The organism is Aeromonas encheleia (genome assembly GCF_900637545.1).
Classification (GTDB): Bacteria; Pseudomonadota; Gammaproteobacteria; order Enterobacterales; family Aeromonadaceae; genus Aeromonas; species Aeromonas encheleia.
Map to the genome: position 1 here is coordinate 487,810 of NZ_LR134376.1, position 19,164 is coordinate 506,973.

At 61.8% G+C, this 19,164-nt stretch carries 16 protein-coding genes; 13 read left to right on the forward strand and 3 right to left on the reverse strand.

Annotated elements, in window-relative coordinates; genetic code table 11:
• Positions 1-106 precede the first annotated feature (106 nt).
• Positions 107-2,086, forward strand: a complete 1,980-nt coding sequence (locus EL255_RS02260; RefSeq protein WP_042651997.1) for a bifunctional 2',3'-cyclic-nucleotide 2'-phosphodiesterase/3'-nucleotidase — start codon at positions 107-109, stop codon at positions 2,084-2,086.
• Positions 2,087-2,161: 75 nt separating this feature from the next.
• On the opposite strand, the gene lpxL is transcribed toward EL255_RS02260, so the two are convergent.
• On the reverse strand, positions 2,162-3,085 hold the full coding sequence (lpxL, locus tag EL255_RS02265) for an LpxL/LpxP family Kdo(2)-lipid IV(A) lauroyl/palmitoleoyl acyltransferase (RefSeq protein ID WP_042651998.1): 924 nt from the start codon (positions 3,083-3,085) through the stop codon (positions 2,162-2,164).
• A gap of 280 nt (positions 3,086-3,365) precedes the next feature.
• Between lpxL and hldE the strand changes: the two genes are divergently transcribed.
• Positions 3,366-4,793 carry a bifunctional D-glycero-beta-D-manno-heptose-7-phosphate kinase/D-glycero-beta-D-manno-heptose 1-phosphate adenylyltransferase HldE gene (hldE, locus tag EL255_RS02270; protein WP_042651999.1) on the forward strand — a complete coding sequence of 476 codons (1,428 nt, stop codon included), beginning with the start codon at positions 3,366-3,368 and terminating at the stop codon, positions 4,791-4,793.
• A 106-nt stretch (positions 4,794-4,899) separates the two neighbouring features.
• Here hldE and tolC read toward each other — a convergent pair whose 3' ends face one another.
• Positions 4,900-6,225 carry an outer membrane channel protein TolC gene (tolC, locus tag EL255_RS02275; RefSeq protein ID WP_042652000.1) on the reverse strand — a complete coding sequence of 442 codons (1,326 nt, stop codon included), beginning with the start codon at positions 6,223-6,225 and terminating at the stop codon, positions 4,900-4,902.
• A gap of 309 nt (positions 6,226-6,534) precedes the next feature.
• On the opposite strand from tolC, the gene nudF reads away from it, so the two are divergent.
• From nudF to parC, 11 genes are all read left to right on the forward strand, one after another.
• Complete coding sequence (gene nudF, locus EL255_RS02280; RefSeq protein WP_042652001.1) at positions 6,535-7,176, forward strand: ADP-ribose diphosphatase; 642 nt, start codon at positions 6,535-6,537, stop codon at positions 7,174-7,176.
• 46 nt (positions 7,177-7,222) lie between these two features.
• Complete coding sequence (locus EL255_RS02285; protein WP_408608801.1) at positions 7,223-7,624, forward strand: DUF1249 domain-containing protein; 402 nt, start codon at positions 7,223-7,225, stop codon at positions 7,622-7,624.
• 26 nt (positions 7,625-7,650) lie between these two features.
• Positions 7,651-8,469, forward strand: a complete 819-nt coding sequence (gene cpdA / locus EL255_RS02290) for a 3',5'-cyclic-AMP phosphodiesterase (protein WP_042652003.1) — start codon at positions 7,651-7,653, stop codon at positions 8,467-8,469.
• A gap of 10 nt (positions 8,470-8,479) precedes the next feature.
• Positions 8,480-9,067 carry a YqiA/YcfP family alpha/beta fold hydrolase gene (locus EL255_RS02295; RefSeq protein WP_042652004.1) on the forward strand — a complete coding sequence of 196 codons (588 nt, stop codon included), beginning with the start codon at positions 8,480-8,482 and terminating at the stop codon, positions 9,065-9,067.
• A 2-nt stretch (positions 9,068-9,069) separates the two neighbouring features.
• A complete protein-coding gene (locus EL255_RS02300; RefSeq protein ID WP_042652005.1) occupies positions 9,070-9,693 on the forward strand; it encodes an NUDIX hydrolase in 624 nt (207 codons plus the stop codon).
• 36 nt (positions 9,694-9,729) lie between these two features.
• Positions 9,730-10,125, forward strand: coding sequence for a GFA family protein (locus EL255_RS02305; RefSeq protein WP_042652006.1), 396 nt, complete (start codon positions 9,730-9,732; stop codon positions 10,123-10,125).
• A 121-nt stretch (positions 10,126-10,246) separates the two neighbouring features.
• Positions 10,247-10,468 carry a DUF1656 domain-containing protein gene (locus EL255_RS02310; protein WP_084228248.1) on the forward strand — a complete coding sequence of 74 codons (222 nt, stop codon included), beginning with the start codon at positions 10,247-10,249 and terminating at the stop codon, positions 10,466-10,468.
• Positions 10,461-11,327, forward strand: coding sequence for an efflux RND transporter periplasmic adaptor subunit (locus EL255_RS02315; protein ID WP_042652007.1), 867 nt, complete (start codon positions 10,461-10,463; stop codon positions 11,325-11,327). The genes EL255_RS02310 and EL255_RS02315 overlap by 8 nt, the downstream gene beginning before the upstream one ends.
• Before the next feature lies 1 nt (position 11,328).
• Positions 11,329-13,344: an FUSC family protein gene (locus tag EL255_RS02320; protein ID WP_042652008.1), complete on the forward strand. Its 2,016-nt coding sequence runs from the start codon at positions 11,329-11,331 to the stop codon at positions 13,342-13,344.
• Positions 13,345-13,460: 116 nt separating this feature from the next.
• Complete coding sequence (gene parE / locus EL255_RS02325; protein WP_042652009.1) at positions 13,461-15,356, forward strand: DNA topoisomerase IV subunit B; 1,896 nt, start codon at positions 13,461-13,463, stop codon at positions 15,354-15,356.
• A gap of 83 nt (positions 15,357-15,439) precedes the next feature.
• Positions 15,440-17,734 (forward strand): DNA topoisomerase IV subunit A, encoded by a 2,295-nt coding sequence (gene parC, locus EL255_RS02330; protein WP_042652010.1) that lies wholly within the window; start codon positions 15,440-15,442, stop codon positions 17,732-17,734.
• A 57-nt stretch (positions 17,735-17,791) separates the two neighbouring features.
• Here parC and EL255_RS02335 read toward each other — a convergent pair whose 3' ends face one another.
• Positions 17,792-19,039: an ATP-binding protein gene (locus EL255_RS02335; RefSeq protein WP_170175990.1), complete on the reverse strand. Its 1,248-nt coding sequence runs from the start codon at positions 19,037-19,039 to the stop codon at positions 17,792-17,794.
• Positions 19,040-19,164 lie beyond the last annotated feature (125 nt).

Here is a 19,164-nt window from a genome sequence, read left to right on the forward strand (position 1 = left end):
CATAAAAATTAATCTCGGTTCCATGCGCTGACATATTCGTCTGTTAAATTCCCGTCGCTGGTAAAGCGTTACTCATAATAAAAGGGAAAAGACAGTGAATAAAACCATGAAGCTGGGCGCCATTGCAGCCATAGTGCTGTTGACTGCCTGCAGCAATGAAAATGATAGCAAGGCGCAGCCGGGAGCCGTCTCTCTGCGCCTGATCCAGACCTCCGATATCCATTCCAACGTGCTGGGGTTCGACTACTACCAGAACAAGGAAGACCGCAAGTTTGGCCTCTCCCGCACCGCCCTGTTGATCCGCGCGGCCCGCGCCGAAAACCCCAACAACCTGCTGCTCGACAACGGTGACCTGATCCAGGGTACGCCGCTGGCGGATTACATCTTCGAGCAGTCCGGCGCCGGTTACCTCGACAAGCAGGCCCACCCGGTGTTCAAGGCCATGAACGAGCTCGGCTATGACGCCGGCAACCTGGGCAACCACGAGTTCAACTACGGGCTGGAGTACCTCGGCAAGGTGCTGGCGGGCGCCAAGTTCCCCTATGTGAACGCCAACGTGTTCGAGATGGGCGCCTTCAAGCGCGATGCGAAGGGACAGATCGACTGGAGTGGCAACAAGTTCACCCCCTATCTGCTGCTGGAGCGCCAGGTGACGGATGACAAGGGCCAGTCACAGACCGTCAGAGTCGGCATCCTGGGGCTGACGCCACCGCAGGTGCTGCAGTGGGACAAGCGCCACCTGGAAGGCAAGGTGGTGGTGGCCGACATGGTCGAGACCGCCAACCACTATGTGCCGGAACTGCGCGCCAAGGGGGCCGACATAGTGGTGGTGGTCGCCCACACCGGCATCAACGCCAACAGCTATGAGGCCATGATGGAGAACTCCGCCTGGCATCTGGCCAAGGTGAAGGGTGTGGATGCCCTGATGCTGGGCCATGCCCACAAAAACTTCCCCGGCGACTTCCCGGATCTGCCGGAGGTGGACAACCAGGCCGGCACCCTGAGCGGCATCCCGACCGTGATGCCCGGCTACTGGGGCAACCACCTCGGCATCATCGATCTCAAACTGGAGCAGGTGGACGGCAAGTGGCGGGTGAAACAGAGCCAGGCCAGCCTGCGCAAGATCGACTCCAGCGAGAACAGCGCCGTGGATCAGCGGGTGGTGGACCTGGTGCAGGCCGATCACGATGCCACCAATCAGTGGCTGGACGAGCCGCTCGGCAAGATCACCTCCTCCATCCACAGCTTCTTCGCGCTGGTGCAGGATGATCCCTCGGTGCAACTGGTGAGCGACGCCCAGCGCAAGCACGCCGAGCAGCTGCAAAAGGATGGCCTGCTCAAGCAGCCCTACCCGATCCTGTCGGTGGCGGCCCCCTTCCGCGGCGGTCGCAACGGCATCAATGACTTCACCTATGTGGCCAAGGGGGACATCTCCCTGCGCAACGTCTCCGATCTCTACATCTACCCGAACACCCTGCAGGTGGTCGAGGTGAACGGGGCCACCGTCAAGGAGTGGCTGGAGATGAGTGCCGGCCAGTTCAACCAGATCGATGCCGGCAAGACCGAGGTGCAGTGGCTGGTGAATGAGAAGTTCCCCACCTACAACTTCGATGTGATCGACGGGGTGAACTACGAGGTGGATATCACCCAGCCGGCCCGCTACAGCAAGGAAGGCGCCAAGGTGAGCGAGGGTCAGCGCATCAGCGGCCTGACCTTCAACGGTCAGCCGATAGATCCGGCCCAGAAGTTCTACGTGGTGACCAACAACTACCGCGCCAGCGGTGGCGGCCACTTCCCGGGCATCGACGGCACCAATATAGTGCACGAAGATCCCTTCGAAACGCGGGAGATCATCGCCCAGTACCTGAAGACCCAGTCCGCCGACAATCCGGCAGGCTTCAGCCCGGCGGCCAACAACAACTGGCACATGAAGACGCTGCCCGCCGGTGTCGACGTGCGGCTCTACTCCTCGCCGAGCGAGGAGGCCAAGCAGCTGGCCGGCGCGGATCTTGAGTACAAGTCCACCCTGCCAACGAGCGATGAGAAGCACCCTGGCTACGCCATCTATCGTCTGATCCGCCAATAACCCAGGCGCTGTCGCAGACCCGTAAAAAAGCCCTCGCATGCGAGGGCTTTTTCATTCGGGGCCGAAAGGCTCGTCTCAGTAGTAACCCGCGTCATTGGGGTTGGGGCGGGTCTTGAAGCGGCGGTGCAGCCACATGTACTGCTCCGGGGCCTTGCGTACGGCGGTTTCAATCTCCCGGTTGGCGCGGCTGGCGTCGGCCAGATCGTCGCCGCTCGGGTAGTCGGCCAGCGGCGCCCCTATGTGCAGGGTATAACCGGTGGCGGTGCGAATGTTGTAGCAGGGCAGGGTGACCGTGTTCTTGACCCTGGCCAGGGTCGCCGTGCCGGTGATGGTGGCCGCCTGCTCCACCGCGAAGTAGGGCACGAACACGCTGGCATGGGCGCCGTAGTCGTGATCCGGCGCGTACCAGAGCGCATCGCCGTTGCGCAGCGCCTTGATCATCCCCTTCACGTCCATGCGATCCACCAGGTACTTGTTGGAGGCGCAGCGACCGTGGTACTGGGCGTACTCCAGCACCGGATTGGTGTTGGGGCGATAGACGCCGACCCCGGGCCGCACCAGGCCGAAGCAGCGGGCGTTGAGCTCCAGCGTCAGGAAGTGGCAGGAGAGCAGCAGCATGCCCTGACCCTGCTCCACGGCCCGGGTGACGTGCTCTTCCCCTTCCACCTTCATCAGCCGGCGCATCCGCCAATCCGGCCAGAACCAGGCCATGCCGACCTCGAAGATGGCGCAGCCCACGCTCTCGAAGTTCTGCACCAGCAAGGCTTCGCGCTGATCGCGGCTGAGCTCGGGCATGGCCAGCTCCAGATTGCGGCGGGCTATCTTGACGCGGGACTTCAGCAGCTTGCGGGCCAGGGTGCCGAGCTGGCGCCCCAGCCACATCTGGCTACGCCAGGGCAGCAGCACCAGCAGCCAGAGCAGGCCAAGGCCTGCCCAGCTGCCCCAGTAGCGGGGATGGAACAGATGGGGTTCGAGGCGGGGAGCGCGTTCTTGGGCCATGAAGAGTCTCTTGTTCTCAATCGCAAATAATCCGGGGAGCCCAGTCGCACAGGGGCGGCGCTCGATGCAGGCGCCTATCCTGGTCGGCTGACTTGACTCACAATCCGAGGATTCTATCCGAAAAGGGGGGGCGGGTGCGAATGGCCATCGTCTGGTCAGAGGGGAGGGGGGCGGAGTGACAGGCGGGCAATTGCCGGTGGGGCCGCGCTTTTTTCACCCGGGAGAAAAGAGTGTGATAAAATCGGGGGCTGAATTTTTCAGGTTTTGAGAGTCGATACAGATGAAGATCACCCTGCCCGAGTTTGAGAAAGCCCGCGTTCTGGTCGTTGGCGATGTCATGTTGGACCGCTACTGGCATGGCCCCACCGGCCGTATCTCCCCCGAGGCCCCCGTGCCCGTGGTCAAGGTCGAACACATCGAGGAGCGCCCGGGTGGTGCCGCCAACGTGGCCCTGAACTCGGCCGCGCTTGGTGCCCATGCCGTCCTGCTGGGTCTGACCGGACAGGATGAGGCCGCCGACGCCCTGGCCGGCCAGATGGCGGGGGTCAAGGTCGCCTGTGATTTCGTTCGACTGGCCGACTATCCGACCATCACCAAGCTGCGGGTGCTGTCTCGCAACCAGCAACTGCTGCGTCTCGACTTCGAAGAGGCCTTCCACGACGTCGACGCCAGCCTGCTGATGAGCAAGGTGGAAGAGGCGCTGCCCCGGGCCGATGTGATGATCCTCTCCGACTACGGCAAGGGTGCCCTGAACGATGTGCCGGGCATGATCAAGCGCGCCCGCGCCGCCGGCATCCCGGTGCTGGTGGACCCCAAGGGGACCGAGTTCGAGAAGTACCGTGGCGCCACCCTGTTGACCCCCAACATGTCCGAGTTCGAGGCCGTGGTAGGCAAGGTGAAGAGCGAGGACGAGCTGGTCGCCAAGGGGCTGGAGCTGGTCAAGCGCTTCGAACTGGACGCCCTGCTGGTGACCCGTTCCGAGAATGGCATGACCCTGATCCGCGAGGGGCAGCCCGAGCTGCACCTGCCCGCCCAGGCTCACGAGGTCTATGACGTGACAGGTGCCGGCGATACCGTCATCTCCACCCTGGCCACCTCCCTGGCCGCCGGCATGAGTCTGGACGAGGCCTGCGCCCTGGCCAACACCGCCGCCGGCATAGTCGTGGGCAAGCTGGGTACCTCTACCGTCAGCCCGGTGGAGCTTGCCAATGCGCTCTACACCGAGCAGGAGACCGGCTTTGGCGTCATGTCCGAGGCGCAGCTCAAGATTGCCGTCCAGGCCGCCCGCCTGCGTGGTGAGAAGGTGGTGATGACCAATGGCTGCTTCGACATACTGCACGCCGGCCACGTCTCCTACCTCGCCAATGCCGGCAAGCTGGGGGATCGGCTGATCGTCGCGGTCAACACCGATGACTCGGTGCGCCGCCTGAAGGGGCCGGGTCGCCCGGTCAACCCGACCGAGCGCCGCATGACGGTGTTGGCGGCGCTGGGCGCCGTGGATTGGGTGGTGCCGTTCGCCGAAGACACGCCGCAACGGCTGATCGCCGAGATCCTGCCAGATCTGCTGGTCAAGGGTGGCGACTACAAGCCCGAAGAGATCGCCGGTTACGCCGAGGTCACCGCCAACGGCGGCGAGGTGCGAGTGCTGAACTTCGAGGATGGCTGCTCCACCAGCGACATCATCAAGACCATCCGCGAGCGCGGTTGAATCGACGCCCGGCTTAGGCCGGGTTGTTCACGGCGGTTATCGCCGCGCATCATCGGATAACAAAAAGGCGACCCTAGGGTCGCCTTTTGCATGTCTGGAGTCAGGCTCAGGACTTGGTCGTCACCTGGGCGGCTGGCATCAGCCCCTGGTTCACATCTTCCAGATCCTTCTGCTCCAGCGTGCCGGCGGCCTGCTTGAGAGAGAGGATGCTGAGGATGTAGTTGTAACGGGCCTCGGACAGTTTCTGCTTGGCCTGGTACAGCTTGCGGGTGGAGTCCAGCACGTCGACTATGGTACGGGTCCCCACTTCATAACCGGCCTCGGTCGCCTTCAGGGCGCTGTCGGCGGAGATGACGGACTGGCTGTAGGCGCGCACCGAGCCGATGCTGGCGTTCACGTTGTTGTAAGAGGAACGGACCGTGCTCTGCACCGAGCGGAAGCTGCGCTCCAGCTGCTCGCTGGCGGCCACGTAGTTGAACTGCGCCTGCTTGACCAGGGAGGTGGTGGCTCCACCGGTGTAGAGCGGCAGCTTGAAGTTCAGGCCGACGTTGGCCTCGTTGCTGCTGCTCTCGGGGTTGCGGATCTCGTCCTTGTAGTCGTTGTAACCGGCGGTGAGGCCGGCACCGAGATCCAGGGTCGGCTCATGACCCGTCTTGGCCAAGTCGATCTGTTCCTTGGCGATGTCCTTGCCGATGCGGGCGCTGTGCAGCTCCAGGTTCTTGTCCAGTGCCAGCTCCAGCCACTTGTCGGAGTTGAACGGGGTCTTCTGCGGGGTGAAGCGGGCGGTGTTGAGCACGTCCAGCTGGCGGTGATCGATGCCGGTCAGCTCGCGCAGGCTCTCGTAGCTGTTGTCCAGGGTGTTCTCGGCATTGATCTCGTCTGCCAGCGCCTGGTCACGCTCGGCCTCGGCTTCGTGCACGTCGGTGATGGCGGTCAGGCCCACTTCGAATCGCTGCTGGGTCTGTTCCAGCTGACGCTCGACCGCGACCTTGTTGGCACGCACGAACTCCAGGGTATCCATCGCCTTGAGCACGTCGAAATAGGCCTGGGCGGTACGCAGCATCAGGTTCTGGATCTCGAGGTTGTAGCCCACGTCGGATTGGGTGGCGCTCTTCTCGGTCAGGTCCAGGTTGACCCAGTTGCTGCGGCGATAGACGGACTGATCCAGGGTCACAGTACCTGAGGCGTTACTGTTGGTCATGGTATCGTCTTTGTTCTGCAGATAGTTCAGACCGGCGCCCAGGTTGATCTGCGGCAGCAAGGCGGCGCGTGATTCGTTGATCTTCTCGAAGGCTTGATCCCGTCTCGCCTTGGACTCCAGCAGTTGGGTATCTTTGATCTGAGCCTGTTGGTAGATCTGGAGCAGGTTTTCGGCATGAGCAGCGGTGCTCACGCCCAGCATCACCATGACTGACAAGAGTGTTCTTTTCATATGATAGTTTTAACCTTATATATCAACCCAAAGCTGTCCGCTGGATGGAGAGGGGGGATTGTCATCGAGCAAGCTTGATTTCAGCTTAACCACTCTACTATAAGCAGAATTTAATGCGAACTGTCTCTTTTCCAGCGACAGGAACGTCAAGAGTCAGGGCGAGTTTTTCTCGGCTACGCGCCTAGCCAAATAGCCTGTGGCTGCTAAAATCCATCCCTCATCGTCAGCGAGAACGAGTGAATGAACGTTCATTCATGTTCCCGAATATTATGGTCAAACCTAGCCAAGTCAAGCTGGCAGGAGTGTCGTATGTCACAGCAAGCCTTGCCACAAACCAGTCACTACTCCGGTAGCGATGTGAAAATCATCGAAAAATCATCTGGATACAATGGTTTCTTCAAAGTAAACGTCTACCGTCTGCAGCACAGGTTATTTGAGGGCGGCTGGAATGAGCCCATAGTGCGCGAGCTGTTCGAGCGGGGTCATGCGGCCGCGCTGCTGCCTTATGATCCCGTGCTGGACCAGATAGTGCTGGTGGAGCAGTTCAGGATCGGCGCCATGGAGACCAGCCCCACCCCCTGGCTGCTGGAGCTGGTGGCCGGCATCATAGATGAAGGGGAGACCGCCGAGGTCGTGGTGCGCCGGGAGGCGGTGGAAGAGGCGGGGCTCGAGGTGGGCCGCTGCGAACATGCCATCAGCTATATGGTGAGCCCGGGTGGCAGCACCGAGCGGATCGAAGTCTTTGTCGGCGAGGTCGATGCCAGCAAGGCCGGGGGGATCCACGGTCTGGCGGAAGAGGGTGAGGACATCCGGGTGCACGTGGTGAGCCGCGAGCAGGCCTATGCCTGGCTGAAAGAGGGTCGCATCGACAACGCCGCCTCCGTCATCGCCTTGCAGTGGCTGGCGCTCAATCACGCGGATCTGCGGGCCCGCTGGCTGACGGGGCGCTGAGGTGGCGCTGACCCTGCAACAGAGCCGGCGCTATGTGCCGGATCTGATGTCCCTGCAGCGCACCTGCGAGGTCAACTACATGGCCTTGATGAAGCTGCTGCCTCCTGGGGGGAGCCTGGGGGCTGAGCGTCGCTATCAGGTCGGCAACGGCTTGCAGTTCCAGCTCACCGTCAGCGGGGAGAGCCGCTTCACCAGCCAGGTGATCCTGGCCCAGCACAATCCTGAATTGGCGAGCTACTTGCAGGCTCGTATAGAGATTCGTTTGTATCATGATGTGCGGATGGCGGAAGTGTGTGCCGCGCAACAGATTTCGATGTTGCAACCACGTTATGATTATCCCAATAAAAAAATGCATCACAGGGATGAAAAAGAGCAGGTAAATCTGTTCCTGGCCGACTGGCTAAAATTTTGTCTCAAGCATGGCACCAGCCCGATAAACATCCTCTAGTTGAACTCATATAAAGAAGCGTGATTTTGGAAACAGAGCTACCCCAGGCGCCGGACGGAAGCGTGCGTCTGTTACAGATTACCGATACCCATCTCTTCGCCAGCGCCGAGGGACGACTGCTGGCCGTGCGTACCGCCGAGAGCCTGGCTGCCGTGCTGGCGCGGGTGCAGGACAACGCCCATCCGTTCGATCTGATCCTGGCCACCGGCGATCTGTCTCAGGATCACAGCCCGGAATCCTATCTGCGCTTCGCCACCATGATGGCCCCGTTGGCGCGCCCCATCTACTGGCTGCCCGGCAACCATGACGACGGCCCCCTGATGACCGAGTACCTGCATGCGGCCGGGATCAGCGAGGCCAAGCAGCTGGTGGGGGATCACTGGCAGGTGATCCTGCTGGATACCCAGGTGCGCGGCAAACCCCACGGCGTGCTCGGCGATCACCAGCTGGCGACGCTGGATCAGGCCCTGCGCCAACATCCGGAGCGCCACGCCCTCATCGCCCTGCACCATCAGGCCGTGCCGGTCGGCTGCGCCTGGCTGGATCAGCACAATCTCAAGAATGCCGACGACCTGTTCGCGGTGCTGGCCCGTCATCCGCAGCAGAAGACCATCTTGTTTGGCCATGTGCATCAGGAGTTTGACGAGGTGCATCAGGGGGTTAGGCTCATCGCCAGTCCCTCCACCTGCATCCAGTTCAAGCCGCTGTCCGATGGCTTCGCGCTGGACGAGTCCGGCCCGGGTTGGCGCTATCTCACCCTGCATCCGGATGGCCGGATCGCCAGCCAGGTGTGGCGCCTGCCGGTGGGGCAGTTCGTGCCCGATCCCCATGCCACCGGTTATTGAGGAGGCCTGCATGAAGCCCGTCCTCTTGTATCTGCACGGTTTCAATTCATCGCCCGGATCGGCCAAGGCGCAGCAGATGGCGGACTGGGTCGCCCGGCACAGGCCCGATATCGAGCTGCTGATCCCGGCCCAGCCCAACACCCCGGCGGCGGCCTGGGCGGCCATAGAGCAGACCATAGAGGAGGCCGTCGCCCGTCATGGCCAGAGGCTGCGACTCGGCGCCGTGGGCAGCTCCCTCGGCGGCTTTATGGCGACCAGAGTCAGTGAGTTGTATGGCTGCCGCGCCGCCCTGATCAACCCGGCGGTGCGCCCCCACGAGCTGCTCTGCGACTACCTCGGTCCCCAGACCAATCCCTATACCGATGAGCGCTATGAGCTGCTGCCGCTGCACATGGATGAGCTGCAGGGACTGGCGGTGCCGGTGACGGCCCCCGGACGGCTCTGGGTCCTGCAACAGCAGGAAGACGAGGTGCTCGACTACCGCAAGACGCTGGCCGAGTATCGCTTCGCCCGCCTGTCGCTGGAGTGCGGTGGCAATCACGCCTTCATGGGGTTCGAGCGCTACCCGGCCCAGATAGTCCGCTTCCTCGGGCTCTAGCCATGCAACCGCCGTTGGCCGCCTTTCTGGAACAGGTGCTGGCCACGGCCCAGGCCGGGCTCACCTACTCGCAAGACCCCTTCGACATAGCCCGTTTTCATGCCCTGCGGGATGCCACCGCCACCCTGATTGCCAGCCAGAGCGAGCTGGATCCGGCGGCCATCGCCGACTGGATCGCCCTAGACAGCGGTTATCCCACCCCCAAGCTGGATGTGCGGGCGCTGATCCTCGATGAGCAGGGGCGGTTGCTGCTGGTGCAGGAGCGCAGCGATGGCTGCTGGACCCTGCCGGGGGGCTGGTGCGACATCGGCGACTCGCCGGCGGGGGCCGTGGTGCGCGAAGTGGTCGAGGAGACCGGACTCGAGTGTCGGGCCGTTCGGTTGCTGGCGCTGTTCGACAAGCTCAGGCACCCCCATCCGCCGCAGCTGCCCCATGCCCACAAGGCGTTCTTCCTGTGTGAGGTGACGGGAGGGCAACTGCTCACCGAGACCGACGAGACCCAGGGCGCGGCCTACTTCCCCATCGACCAGCTGCCCCCGCTCTCCCGCCACCGGGTGGTGGCATCCCAGCTGCGCACCCTGCATGCCCATGTGCGGCAGGGGCGGCAAGATACCCTGTTCGATTGAGACAAGCGGGCCAAGGCCCGGCGGCAAGGAGGCCATATGATCAAGCGCATCGGCAATACCCCCATTCAGGAGAAGCACAGGGCCAGCTGTCATTGCGGGGCCGTGGTGCTGGAGCTCAGCCTGCCGGATGGAGTGGTGGATCCGCGCCGCTGCGACTGCTCCCTCTGCCGGCGGCGCGGTGCCATCGTCGCCTCTGTGCCGCTGGCGGGCATCCGCATTCTGCAAGGGGAGGCGGCGCTGCGCTGCTACCAGTTCAACACTCGTACCGCCCGCCATTACTTCTGCGGCCTCTGTGGCATCTACACCCACCATCAGCGCCGCTCCAATCCGGCCGAGTATGGTTACAACCTCGCCTGCCTCGAGGGGGTCAATCCGTTCGAGATCGGTGAGGTGCCGCTGCGGGATGGCATCAACCATCCGGCAGATCGGTGACCTTGGGGCGTCATCTGCTTCTGTAGCCGCCGAAATGGCTGTGTTAACCTTGGCCTGCCTGCCCTCGAACGGGCCATCGCCGATTTCCTCTGTCCTCCTCTCGCCAATAGGGAGCACGCCTGTGACGACCGCTTCAGCGCTGCCGGATCTGATCCTGGGGGCCTCGCTCTACTTTCCGCCCCTGTTCAAGGCGGTGCTGCTCGGCCTGCTGGGCTGGCTGCCGGCCCATCATCTGCTGCGCGACTGGCTCTACAGCGGAGATGTCTGGCACCCCCTGTTGATGGATCTCTCCCTGTTCGTCCTCGCCGTCAGTGGCGCCTTATGGATATTGCTACATGGCTAAATCACCCCTCGCGACCCTCAAATACTTCTCCACCCTGCTGGTGTGCGCCCTGGCGCTGGCGGCGGGCTGGTGGCTGTGGAACTACTACATGCAGGGTCCCTGGACCCGGGATGGCAAGGTGCGGGCCGAGCTGGTCAGCATCACGCCTGAGGTGTCGGGCAAGATCACCCGGATCTGGGTGCAGGACAACCAGCTGGTCAAGATGGGTGACGTTCTGTTCAGTCTGGATCCCGAGCCCTACCGGATCGCGCTGGACAACGCCAATGCGGCCCTGGCCAAGGCCAAGTCGGATCTCGACAAGGCCGAGCACGAGGCCCATCGCCGGCAGAGCCTGGCCCGCACCGTCATCTCCGCCGAGGCGGTCGACGAGTCCAGCCTCAACGCCCAGGCGATGCGGGCCGCCTATCAGGTGGCCCAGGCCGATCTGGAGCAGGCGCAGTGGTCCCTCGCCAAGACCGAGCTGCACGCCTCCAGCGACGGCTACATCACCAACCTGCAGACCCGGGTCGGCAACTATGCCAGCGCCGGGGTACCGCTGGTGGCCTTGGTGGACATCCACTCCTTCTACGTACAGGGCTATTTCGAGGAGACCAAGCTCAGGCACATCCGGCCGGGCCAACCGGCGCGGATGGTGCTCTACAGCGGGGAGCAGGCACTCAAGGGGGAGGTGGAGAGCATAGGGCGCGCCATCCACGATCAGAGCGTGGAGGGGAGTGACGGCCTGCTGCTCGACGTCAAGCCGAACGTGCCCTGGGTGCGGCTGGCGCAGCGGGTGCCGGTGCGGATCCGCCTGCTGGAGGTGCCGCCCGAGCTGGCGCTGATCGCGGGCACCACCTGTACCATCACCATAGGCGACTAGGGTGGCAAGCGGGGGATCGCTCTGGCAACGGACGCCCTGGGCCCAGGCCAATGAGAGCCAGTGGCGCTATGCCCTGCGCAACAGCCTGGCCATGTGTCTGTCGCTCTGGCTGGCGTTCGTGTTGCAGCTGGATGCCCCCTACTGGGCCATGACCTCGGCCGCCGTGGTGAGCTTTCCCACCGTCGGCGGGGTCATCAGCAAGAGTCTGGGGCGGGTGGTCGGCAGTCTGATTGGCGCCATGGCGGCCGTGGTGATCACCGGCCTTGGCATCAGCGATCCCTGGTTGTTCAGCTTTCTCATCGCCCTCTGGCTCGGGCTCTGCACCTACATCTCCAACCACTATCAGAACAATGTCTCCTACGCCTTTGCCCTGGCGGGCTACACGGCCGCCATCATCGCCTTCTCCTGCGTCAACGTGGTCGATCCGCAGCATATCTTCGACATAGCCCAGGCCCGGGTGAGCGAGGTGATCATCGGCATCCTCTGCGGTGGCCTGATGATGATGATCCTGCCCAGCACCTCCGACAGCGAGACCCTGCTGCAATCGCTGCGCAAGAGCCAGAGCCGCCTGCTGGAACATGCCCAGCTGCTCTGGCTGGGGGAGGCCAACCCGGATGTGCGCAGTGCCCACGAGGGGTTGATAGGCCAGATCCTCACCATGAATGTGCTGCGCATCCAGGCGGTGTGGAGCCACCACCGGCTGCGGCGCCACAACAGGCTGCTCAACTTCCTGCTGCACCGCCAACTGCGGATGATCAGCCTCATCTCGGGGCTGCGCCGCATGCTGCAACACTGGCCGGAGCAGCCCCAGGCGCTGCAGCCACTGCTGGGAACCCTGCTGAGCGCGCTGGCCGAGCCGGACTGCGACAAGCTCCGTATCGCCCGCCTGCTGGCGCCCTTCGTGGCAGAGGCGGAGGGAGATTTTCGCCGGCGCACCTTCTGGCTGCGGCTGCGCCATTTCTGCTGGAGTTATCTGGAGTGCCAGCGCTGGCTGAGCCGGCTGACACCCTATGACGGCCAGGAGTGGCCGGCGCCGCCGCGCCACAGCTCGCTCACCCAGCACACCGACAGCCTAGAGGCGGCCTACAACGGCGGCCGTACCTTCCTCTGCGTAGTGCTGGGCTGCGCCTTCTGGATCAACACCCAGTGGGAGTCGGGGGCCTCGGCGCTGACCCTGCTCTCCATCTGCTGCGTGCTCTACTCGGCGACGCCGGCGCCGGTCAAAGGGGTCAACACCATGCTGCAGGCCATTCTGCTGCTGAGCCTGGTCTGTTTCGCGGTCAAGTTCGGCCTGATGATCCGCATCGACGACTTCTGGCAGTTCTGCGCCCTGCTGTTTCCCGTGCTGGTCACCATGCAGATGTTCAAGCTGCAAAAGCCCAGGATGGCTGTGCTGTGGGGTCAGCTCATAGTGCTGCTCGGCTCCTTTCTCTCCATCACCAACCCGCCGAGCTACGACTACTCGTTGTTCATCAATACCAGCATCAGCCAGGTGCTGGGGGTGATGGCAGCCGGACTGGCGTTCCAGATCCTGCGGCCGAGCTCGGATCGGCGCAAGAGTCGCCGCATCATGCGTATCCTGCGCCACGACTTCATGGACCAGCTGGCGCCCAGGCCACAGCAGAGCGAGAGCCAGTTCGAATCGCGCATCTATCACGGCATCAGCCAGCTCAGCCAGAGCCAGGATCAGACCGCCAGGCTCTGGGTGTTGCGCTGGGGCGTGGTGCTGCTCAACTGCAGCCACATCGTCTGGCAATTGCGTCAGTGGCGTGGCGACGATCAGCCGCTCTATCTGGTGCGAGACGCCTGCATTCGCTGCCTGCGAGGGATCCTCACCGAGCGGGGGGTGCAGCATGACTCCCTTGAACGGACGCTGGCCGAGCTGCAACGCATCAGCCGGGGGCTGGCGGGGCACAGGGAGCCGGCGGCCCAGGAGCTGGCGGGCCTGGTGTGGCGGCTCCATTGTTCCCTGTCCCAGCTGTTGCAGGCACTGCCCCTGGCGTCAGATGCCACCTGATCCCGGCCGGGACGGCCGCCACGGCCGGCCTGGATCACCCTTTGCCACCGCCGGGTTTGTCCAACGCCGTCCCAACGAGTAAGATCCTCCCCAAACGTCAATTCGCAAGGCCCTCCATGTCCACTCAATACAATGCGGATGCCATTGAGGTCCTCAATGGCCTCGAACCGGTGCGTCGCCGCCCCGGCATGTACACCGACACCACCAGGCCCAATCACCTCGGCCAGGAGGTCATCGACAACAGCGTCGACGAGGCGCTGGCGGGCCATGCCCGCACCCTGGAGGTGACCCTGTTTGAAGACCAGTCCCTCGAGGTGATCGATGACGGCCGTGGCATGCCGGTCGACATTCACCCGGAGGAGGGGGTCTCGGGGGTCGAGCTGATCCTCTGCAAGCTGCACGCGGGTGGCAAGTTCTCCAACAAGAACTACCAGTTCTCCGGCGGTCTGCACGGGGTGGGCATCTCGGTGGTGAACGCGCTCTCCGACCGGGTCGAGGTGACGGTGCGCCGCGACGGTCAGGTCTATGACATCGCCTTCGAGCGCGGCGACAAGGTGCAGGAGCTGACCATCAGCGGCACCTGCGGGCGCCGCAACACCGGCACCCGGGTGCGCTTCTGGCCGCAGGCGAGCTACTTCGACTCGCCCCGCTTCTCTGTCAGCAAGCTGGAGCACCTGCTCAAGGCCAAGGCCGTGCTCTGCCCCGGCCTCACCATCAAGTTCCTCGACAAGAACACCGGCATCAAGCTGGAGTGGTGCTACGAAGATGGCCTCAAGGATTACCTGATCGATGCGGTCAAGCAGTTCACCTGCCTGCCGGAGCAGCCCTTTATCGGAGCCTTTAGCACCGAGCAGTCCGCGGTGGACTGGGCGCTGTGCTGGCTGCCGGAAGGGGGGGAATGCCTCGCCGAATCCTATGTGAACCTGATCCCCACGGCGCAGGGCGGCACCCATGTCAACGGTCTGCGTCAGGGCTTGCTCGACGCCATGCGCGAGTTCTGCGAGTTCCGCAACCTGCTGCCGCGCGGGGTCAAGCTGACCCCGGAAGACATCTGGGATCGCTGCGCCTACATCCTCTCGGTCAAGATGCAGGATCCCCAGTTCGCCGGCCAGACCAAGGAGCGGCTGTCGTCCCGCCAGAGCTCGGCCTTCGTGTCCGGGGTGGTGAAGGATGCCTTCAGCCTGTTCCTCAACAGCAACACCGAGCTGGCGGAGCAGATCGCCGAGATCTGCATCAGCAGCGCCCAGCGCCGGCTGCGCGCCGCCAAGACGGTGGTGCGCAAGAAGATTACCCAGGGTCCGGCCTTGCCCGGCAAGCTCACCGACTGCAACTGCGCCGACCCCATGCAGGGGGAGCTGTTCCTGGTGGAGGGTGACTCCGCGGGCGGCAGCGCCAAGCAGGCGCGGGATCGCGAGTTCCAGGCCATCATGCCCCTGCGCGGCAAGATCCTGAACACCTGGGAGGTGGAGGCCGGCCAAGTACTCGCCTCCCAGGAAGTGCACGATATCTCTGTAGCCATCGGCCTGGATCCCGACTCCGAGGATCTCTCCGGCCTGCGCTACGGCAAGGTGTGCATACTGGCGGATGCGGACTCGGACGGTCTGCACATCGCCACCCTGCTCTGCGCCCTGTTCGTGAAGCACTTCCGCACCCTGGTCAACAAGGGCCACGTCTATGTGGCCATGCCGCCGCTCTACCGGATCGACATCGGCAAGGAGGTGTTCTATGCCCTCGACGAGGACGAGAAGAACGGCGTACTGCAACGGGTCGAGGCCGAGAAGAAGAAGGGCAAGGTGATGGTGACCCGATTCAAGGGGCTGGGTGAGATGAACCCGAAACAGCTGCGGGAAACCACCATGGATCCCAACACCCGCCGTCTGGTGCAACTCACCATGGGCGAGATGGAGGAGGGGGACGAGACCCTGCAACTGATGGACATGCTGCTGGCCAAGAAGCGCGCCCCGGATCGCCGCGAGTGGCTGGAAGAGAAGGGCAACCTCGCCATCATCTAAGCCGTCGGCTGGTCCTGTACGGGCCAGCAAGCATTTAGCCGGAGTCGCCCTGTGGCGGCTCCCGAACCGAAAGAGAAAATCACATGAGTGATGCTATCGAGCTCAGTCTGGATGGGGTAGAGCGCCAGCCCATGCGCACCTTTACCGAACAGGCTTACTTGAACTACTCCATGTACGTCATCATGGACCGGGCCCTGCCCCACATCGGCGATGGCCTCAAACCCGTGCAGCGGCGGATCATCTACGCCATGAGCGAGCTGGGTCTGTCGGCGCTCTCCAAGCACAAGAAGTCCGCCCGTACCGTGGGTGACGTGCTGGGTAAGTACCACCCCCACGGCGACAGCGCCTGTTACGAGGCCATGGTGCTGATGGCCCAGCCCTTCTCCTACCGCTACCCGCTGGTGGACGGTCAGGGCAACTGGGGGGCACCGGACGATCCCAAATCCTTCGCCGCCATGCGTTACACCGAGGCGCGGCTGTCGCGCTTCTCCGAGCTGCTGCTCTCCGAGCTCGGCCAGGGCACGGTGGAGTGGACCCCGAACTTCGACGGCACCATGAAAGAACCCGTGGTGCTGCCGGCTCGCCTGCCGCACATCTTGCTGAACGGCATCACCGGCATCGCCGTGGGCATGGCGACCGACATCCCGCCCCACAACGCGCGGGAAGTGGCCCTGGCCTGCGCCGAGCTGCTCGACAACCCCGATGCCGGGCTGGATGCGCTGATGGCGCACATTCAGGGGCCGGACTACCCGACCAGCGCCGAGATCATCACGCCGCGCGATGACATCCGCAAAATCTACGAGACCGGCAAGGGCTCCATCAAGCAGCGGGCGGTCTGGAACGAGGAGGATGGCGACATCGTCATCACGGCGCTGCCCCATCAGGCCTCCGGCGCCAAGATTATGGAGCAGATCGCCGCCCAGATGGTGGCCAAGAAGCTGCCCATGGTCAGCGACCTGCGGGACGAGTCGGATCATGAGAACCCGACCCGGCTGGTGATCATCCCCCGCTCCAACCGGGTGGACATGGAGGCGCTGATGGCCCACCTGTTCGCCACCACGGATCTGGAGAAGAACTACCGGGTCAACCTCAACATCCTGGGGCTGGACAACAGACCCCAGGTGAAGACCCTCAAGATGATCCTGTCCGAGTGGATCGTCTTCCGTCGCGAGACGGTGCGTCGTCGCCTGCAGTATCGCCTCGACAAGGTGCTGTCCCGCCTGCACATCCTCGAAGGCTTGCTGGTCGCCTACCTCAACATCGACGAGGTGATCGAGATCATCCGCACCGAGGATGAGCCGGGCAAGGTGATGATTGAGCGCTTCAACATCAGCGAGACCCAGGCCGAGGCGATCCTCGAGCTCAAACTGCGCCATCTGGCCAAGCTGGAAGAGTTCAAGCTGCGCGCCGAGCAGGATGAGCTGGCCATCGAACGCGACAAGCTGGAGCTGCTGCTGGGTTCAGAGCGCCGCCTCAACACCCTGCTCAAGAAGGAGCTGCTGGCGGATGCCGAGAAGTACGGCGACGATCGCCGCACCCCGCTGGTGGAGCGTGCCACCGCGGTGGCGCTGACCGAGAAGGAGTTGGTGCCGAGCGAGCCGGTCACCGTCATCCTGTCGGGCGCGGGCTGGGTGCGCGCCGCCAAGGGCCACGACGTGGACGTGGAGGGCCTCTCCTACAAGGCGGGGGATGGTTATCTGGCTCATGCCCATGGGCGCAGCAACCAGCAGGCGGTGTTCCTCTCCACCCTGGGACGCACCTACGCGCTGGAGGCTCACACCCTGCCATCGGCCCGCAGCCAGGGCGAGCCGCTCACCGGTCGCTTCGCGCTGGGGGCCGGCGAGGAGGTGCGTCATCTGGTGATGGGCAACGAGGGGGAACCCTACCTCATCTGTTCCGATGCCGGTTATGGCTTCGTCTGTACCTATGACGATCTCATCGGCAAGAACAAGAACGGCAAGGCGCTACTCAGCGTGCCGGAAGGGGGCCTGGTGATGGCCCCCCAGAAGATCGGCTCGCCGGAGACCGATCTCTGCATGGCCATCTCCAACGAGGGGCGCATGCTGCTGTTCCCGCTCAGCACCCTGCCGGTGCTCGGCAAGGGCAAGGGCAACAAGCTCATCAGCATCCCCTCCGCTCGCGTCAAGGCGCGGGAAGAGTTTATGGTGATGGCCGCCATCATACCGCAGGGGCAATATGTCACCCTGTTTGCCGGCAAGCGCAAGCTGACCCTCAAGCCATCCGATCTCGACTACTACCGCGGCGAGCGCGGCCGCCGTGGCGCCAAGCTGCCCCGTGGCTTGCAGCGGGTGGACAGGATAGAGATAGAAGCCGCCGCCGGTGCCGAGCCGGTCGCGGAGGAAAATCAGGAAGGGTAATAAATATAAAGGGCGCGAAAGCGCCCTTTATATTTGATGTCGGATGGAATGAGATATCTATCCTCTTGTAATAGGTCTCTTTTCAACTTTCTCCTGAGCGTTTTTAAGCAATACGGCTCTTAAAACAATCCGGTACCTAGGATCAACAAAAGTAAATGCATCTCCCTTAGGTGAGCGTTTAATCAATGGTTTATCACCTTTGGATAGCTGACTTAACACGGCGGATATATTTAAGTTAGTTTGATTTGTCGACTGAGGGAATTGCTCTCTGACAATTGCCTCTATCTCTGTATATCTGAACTGTTCGCCATCACATAGAGACAATGCATAAAGTACTTGATTTCTCCTAGCAGCCTTTGTCTCTCTCTCATTCATGTGAGACTCAATCGCCGCATATGCATACTGCATAGATCCTGCAAGCCAAATGGCATTAGCTTCATGTATTTTTGACTGAGTAACATGTTTGTCAGATTCACAAATCAAACTAAGCTCAAGGCAATAATCATGAATTACTTGTGGTACTCTATCGGAAACCCATGATATATGTGTTTTTAAAGCTACAATGTCATCTATTTTATAAGACAGCTTTTCAACAAAACCACGCTCAACAAGTGCATCACATTCGGCTTTTTCTAATCTTGCGACTTCAGGAAGTTCTGTTAATCGGTTGGCAACTGTCATATGGTTAGGTGTTCTATAGTAATATTCTTTCACACCACTCGGAACACCAACAATTAATATCTTTACCTTATAAGAGGAATATCTTTCGTCGTCACACAGAATTATTAAATCTGCAAGTTCCTTTAAAAGTGGTTCAGTAAATGCAGCTTCTAGGTTATCAAAAACCAATACTGTTTGCTTGCCACCATATTTTTTATTCAAAAAATCTAAGCATGCTTCAAAGGGTTCTTTTTTACCTATTTCATACTGCCCAGTGTGACTTAATGCTCCCTTGGCCATAACGGCACTAAGCTCAGCTGATTTTTCTTCCTCATAGGACACTTTGTTAGCTTGCTGCTCCCTATCAATTAAATTCCGTAATTCTGCAGCTACGCTCCCAAGCCTAGAAGCATTTGCGAGATTTGCAACAAGATAAGGGACACCTAGTTTTATTAATGAACTTTTGTATAACCACGACTTTCCTGTCCCGCTTTCACCATGAATTAACATATGCAAATTTCGCCGCAGAGCTGCTGATATCGCTGCTTCTAATACTGGCCGACTGATGTACATATTAGAATTAACTTCAGCTGATCTAGGGGTGAATACATCTTCAGGTCTCACTGAAGAAGAGAATAAATTCATAAGCCCACCACTGTTCATTGATAACTAGATTGGGACATATCATACACAAGGTTTCATTCATACCCCACAATCACTACAAAAATTTATGACTGGGTCACATTAAAATTCCCGACCTCACTCTGGGA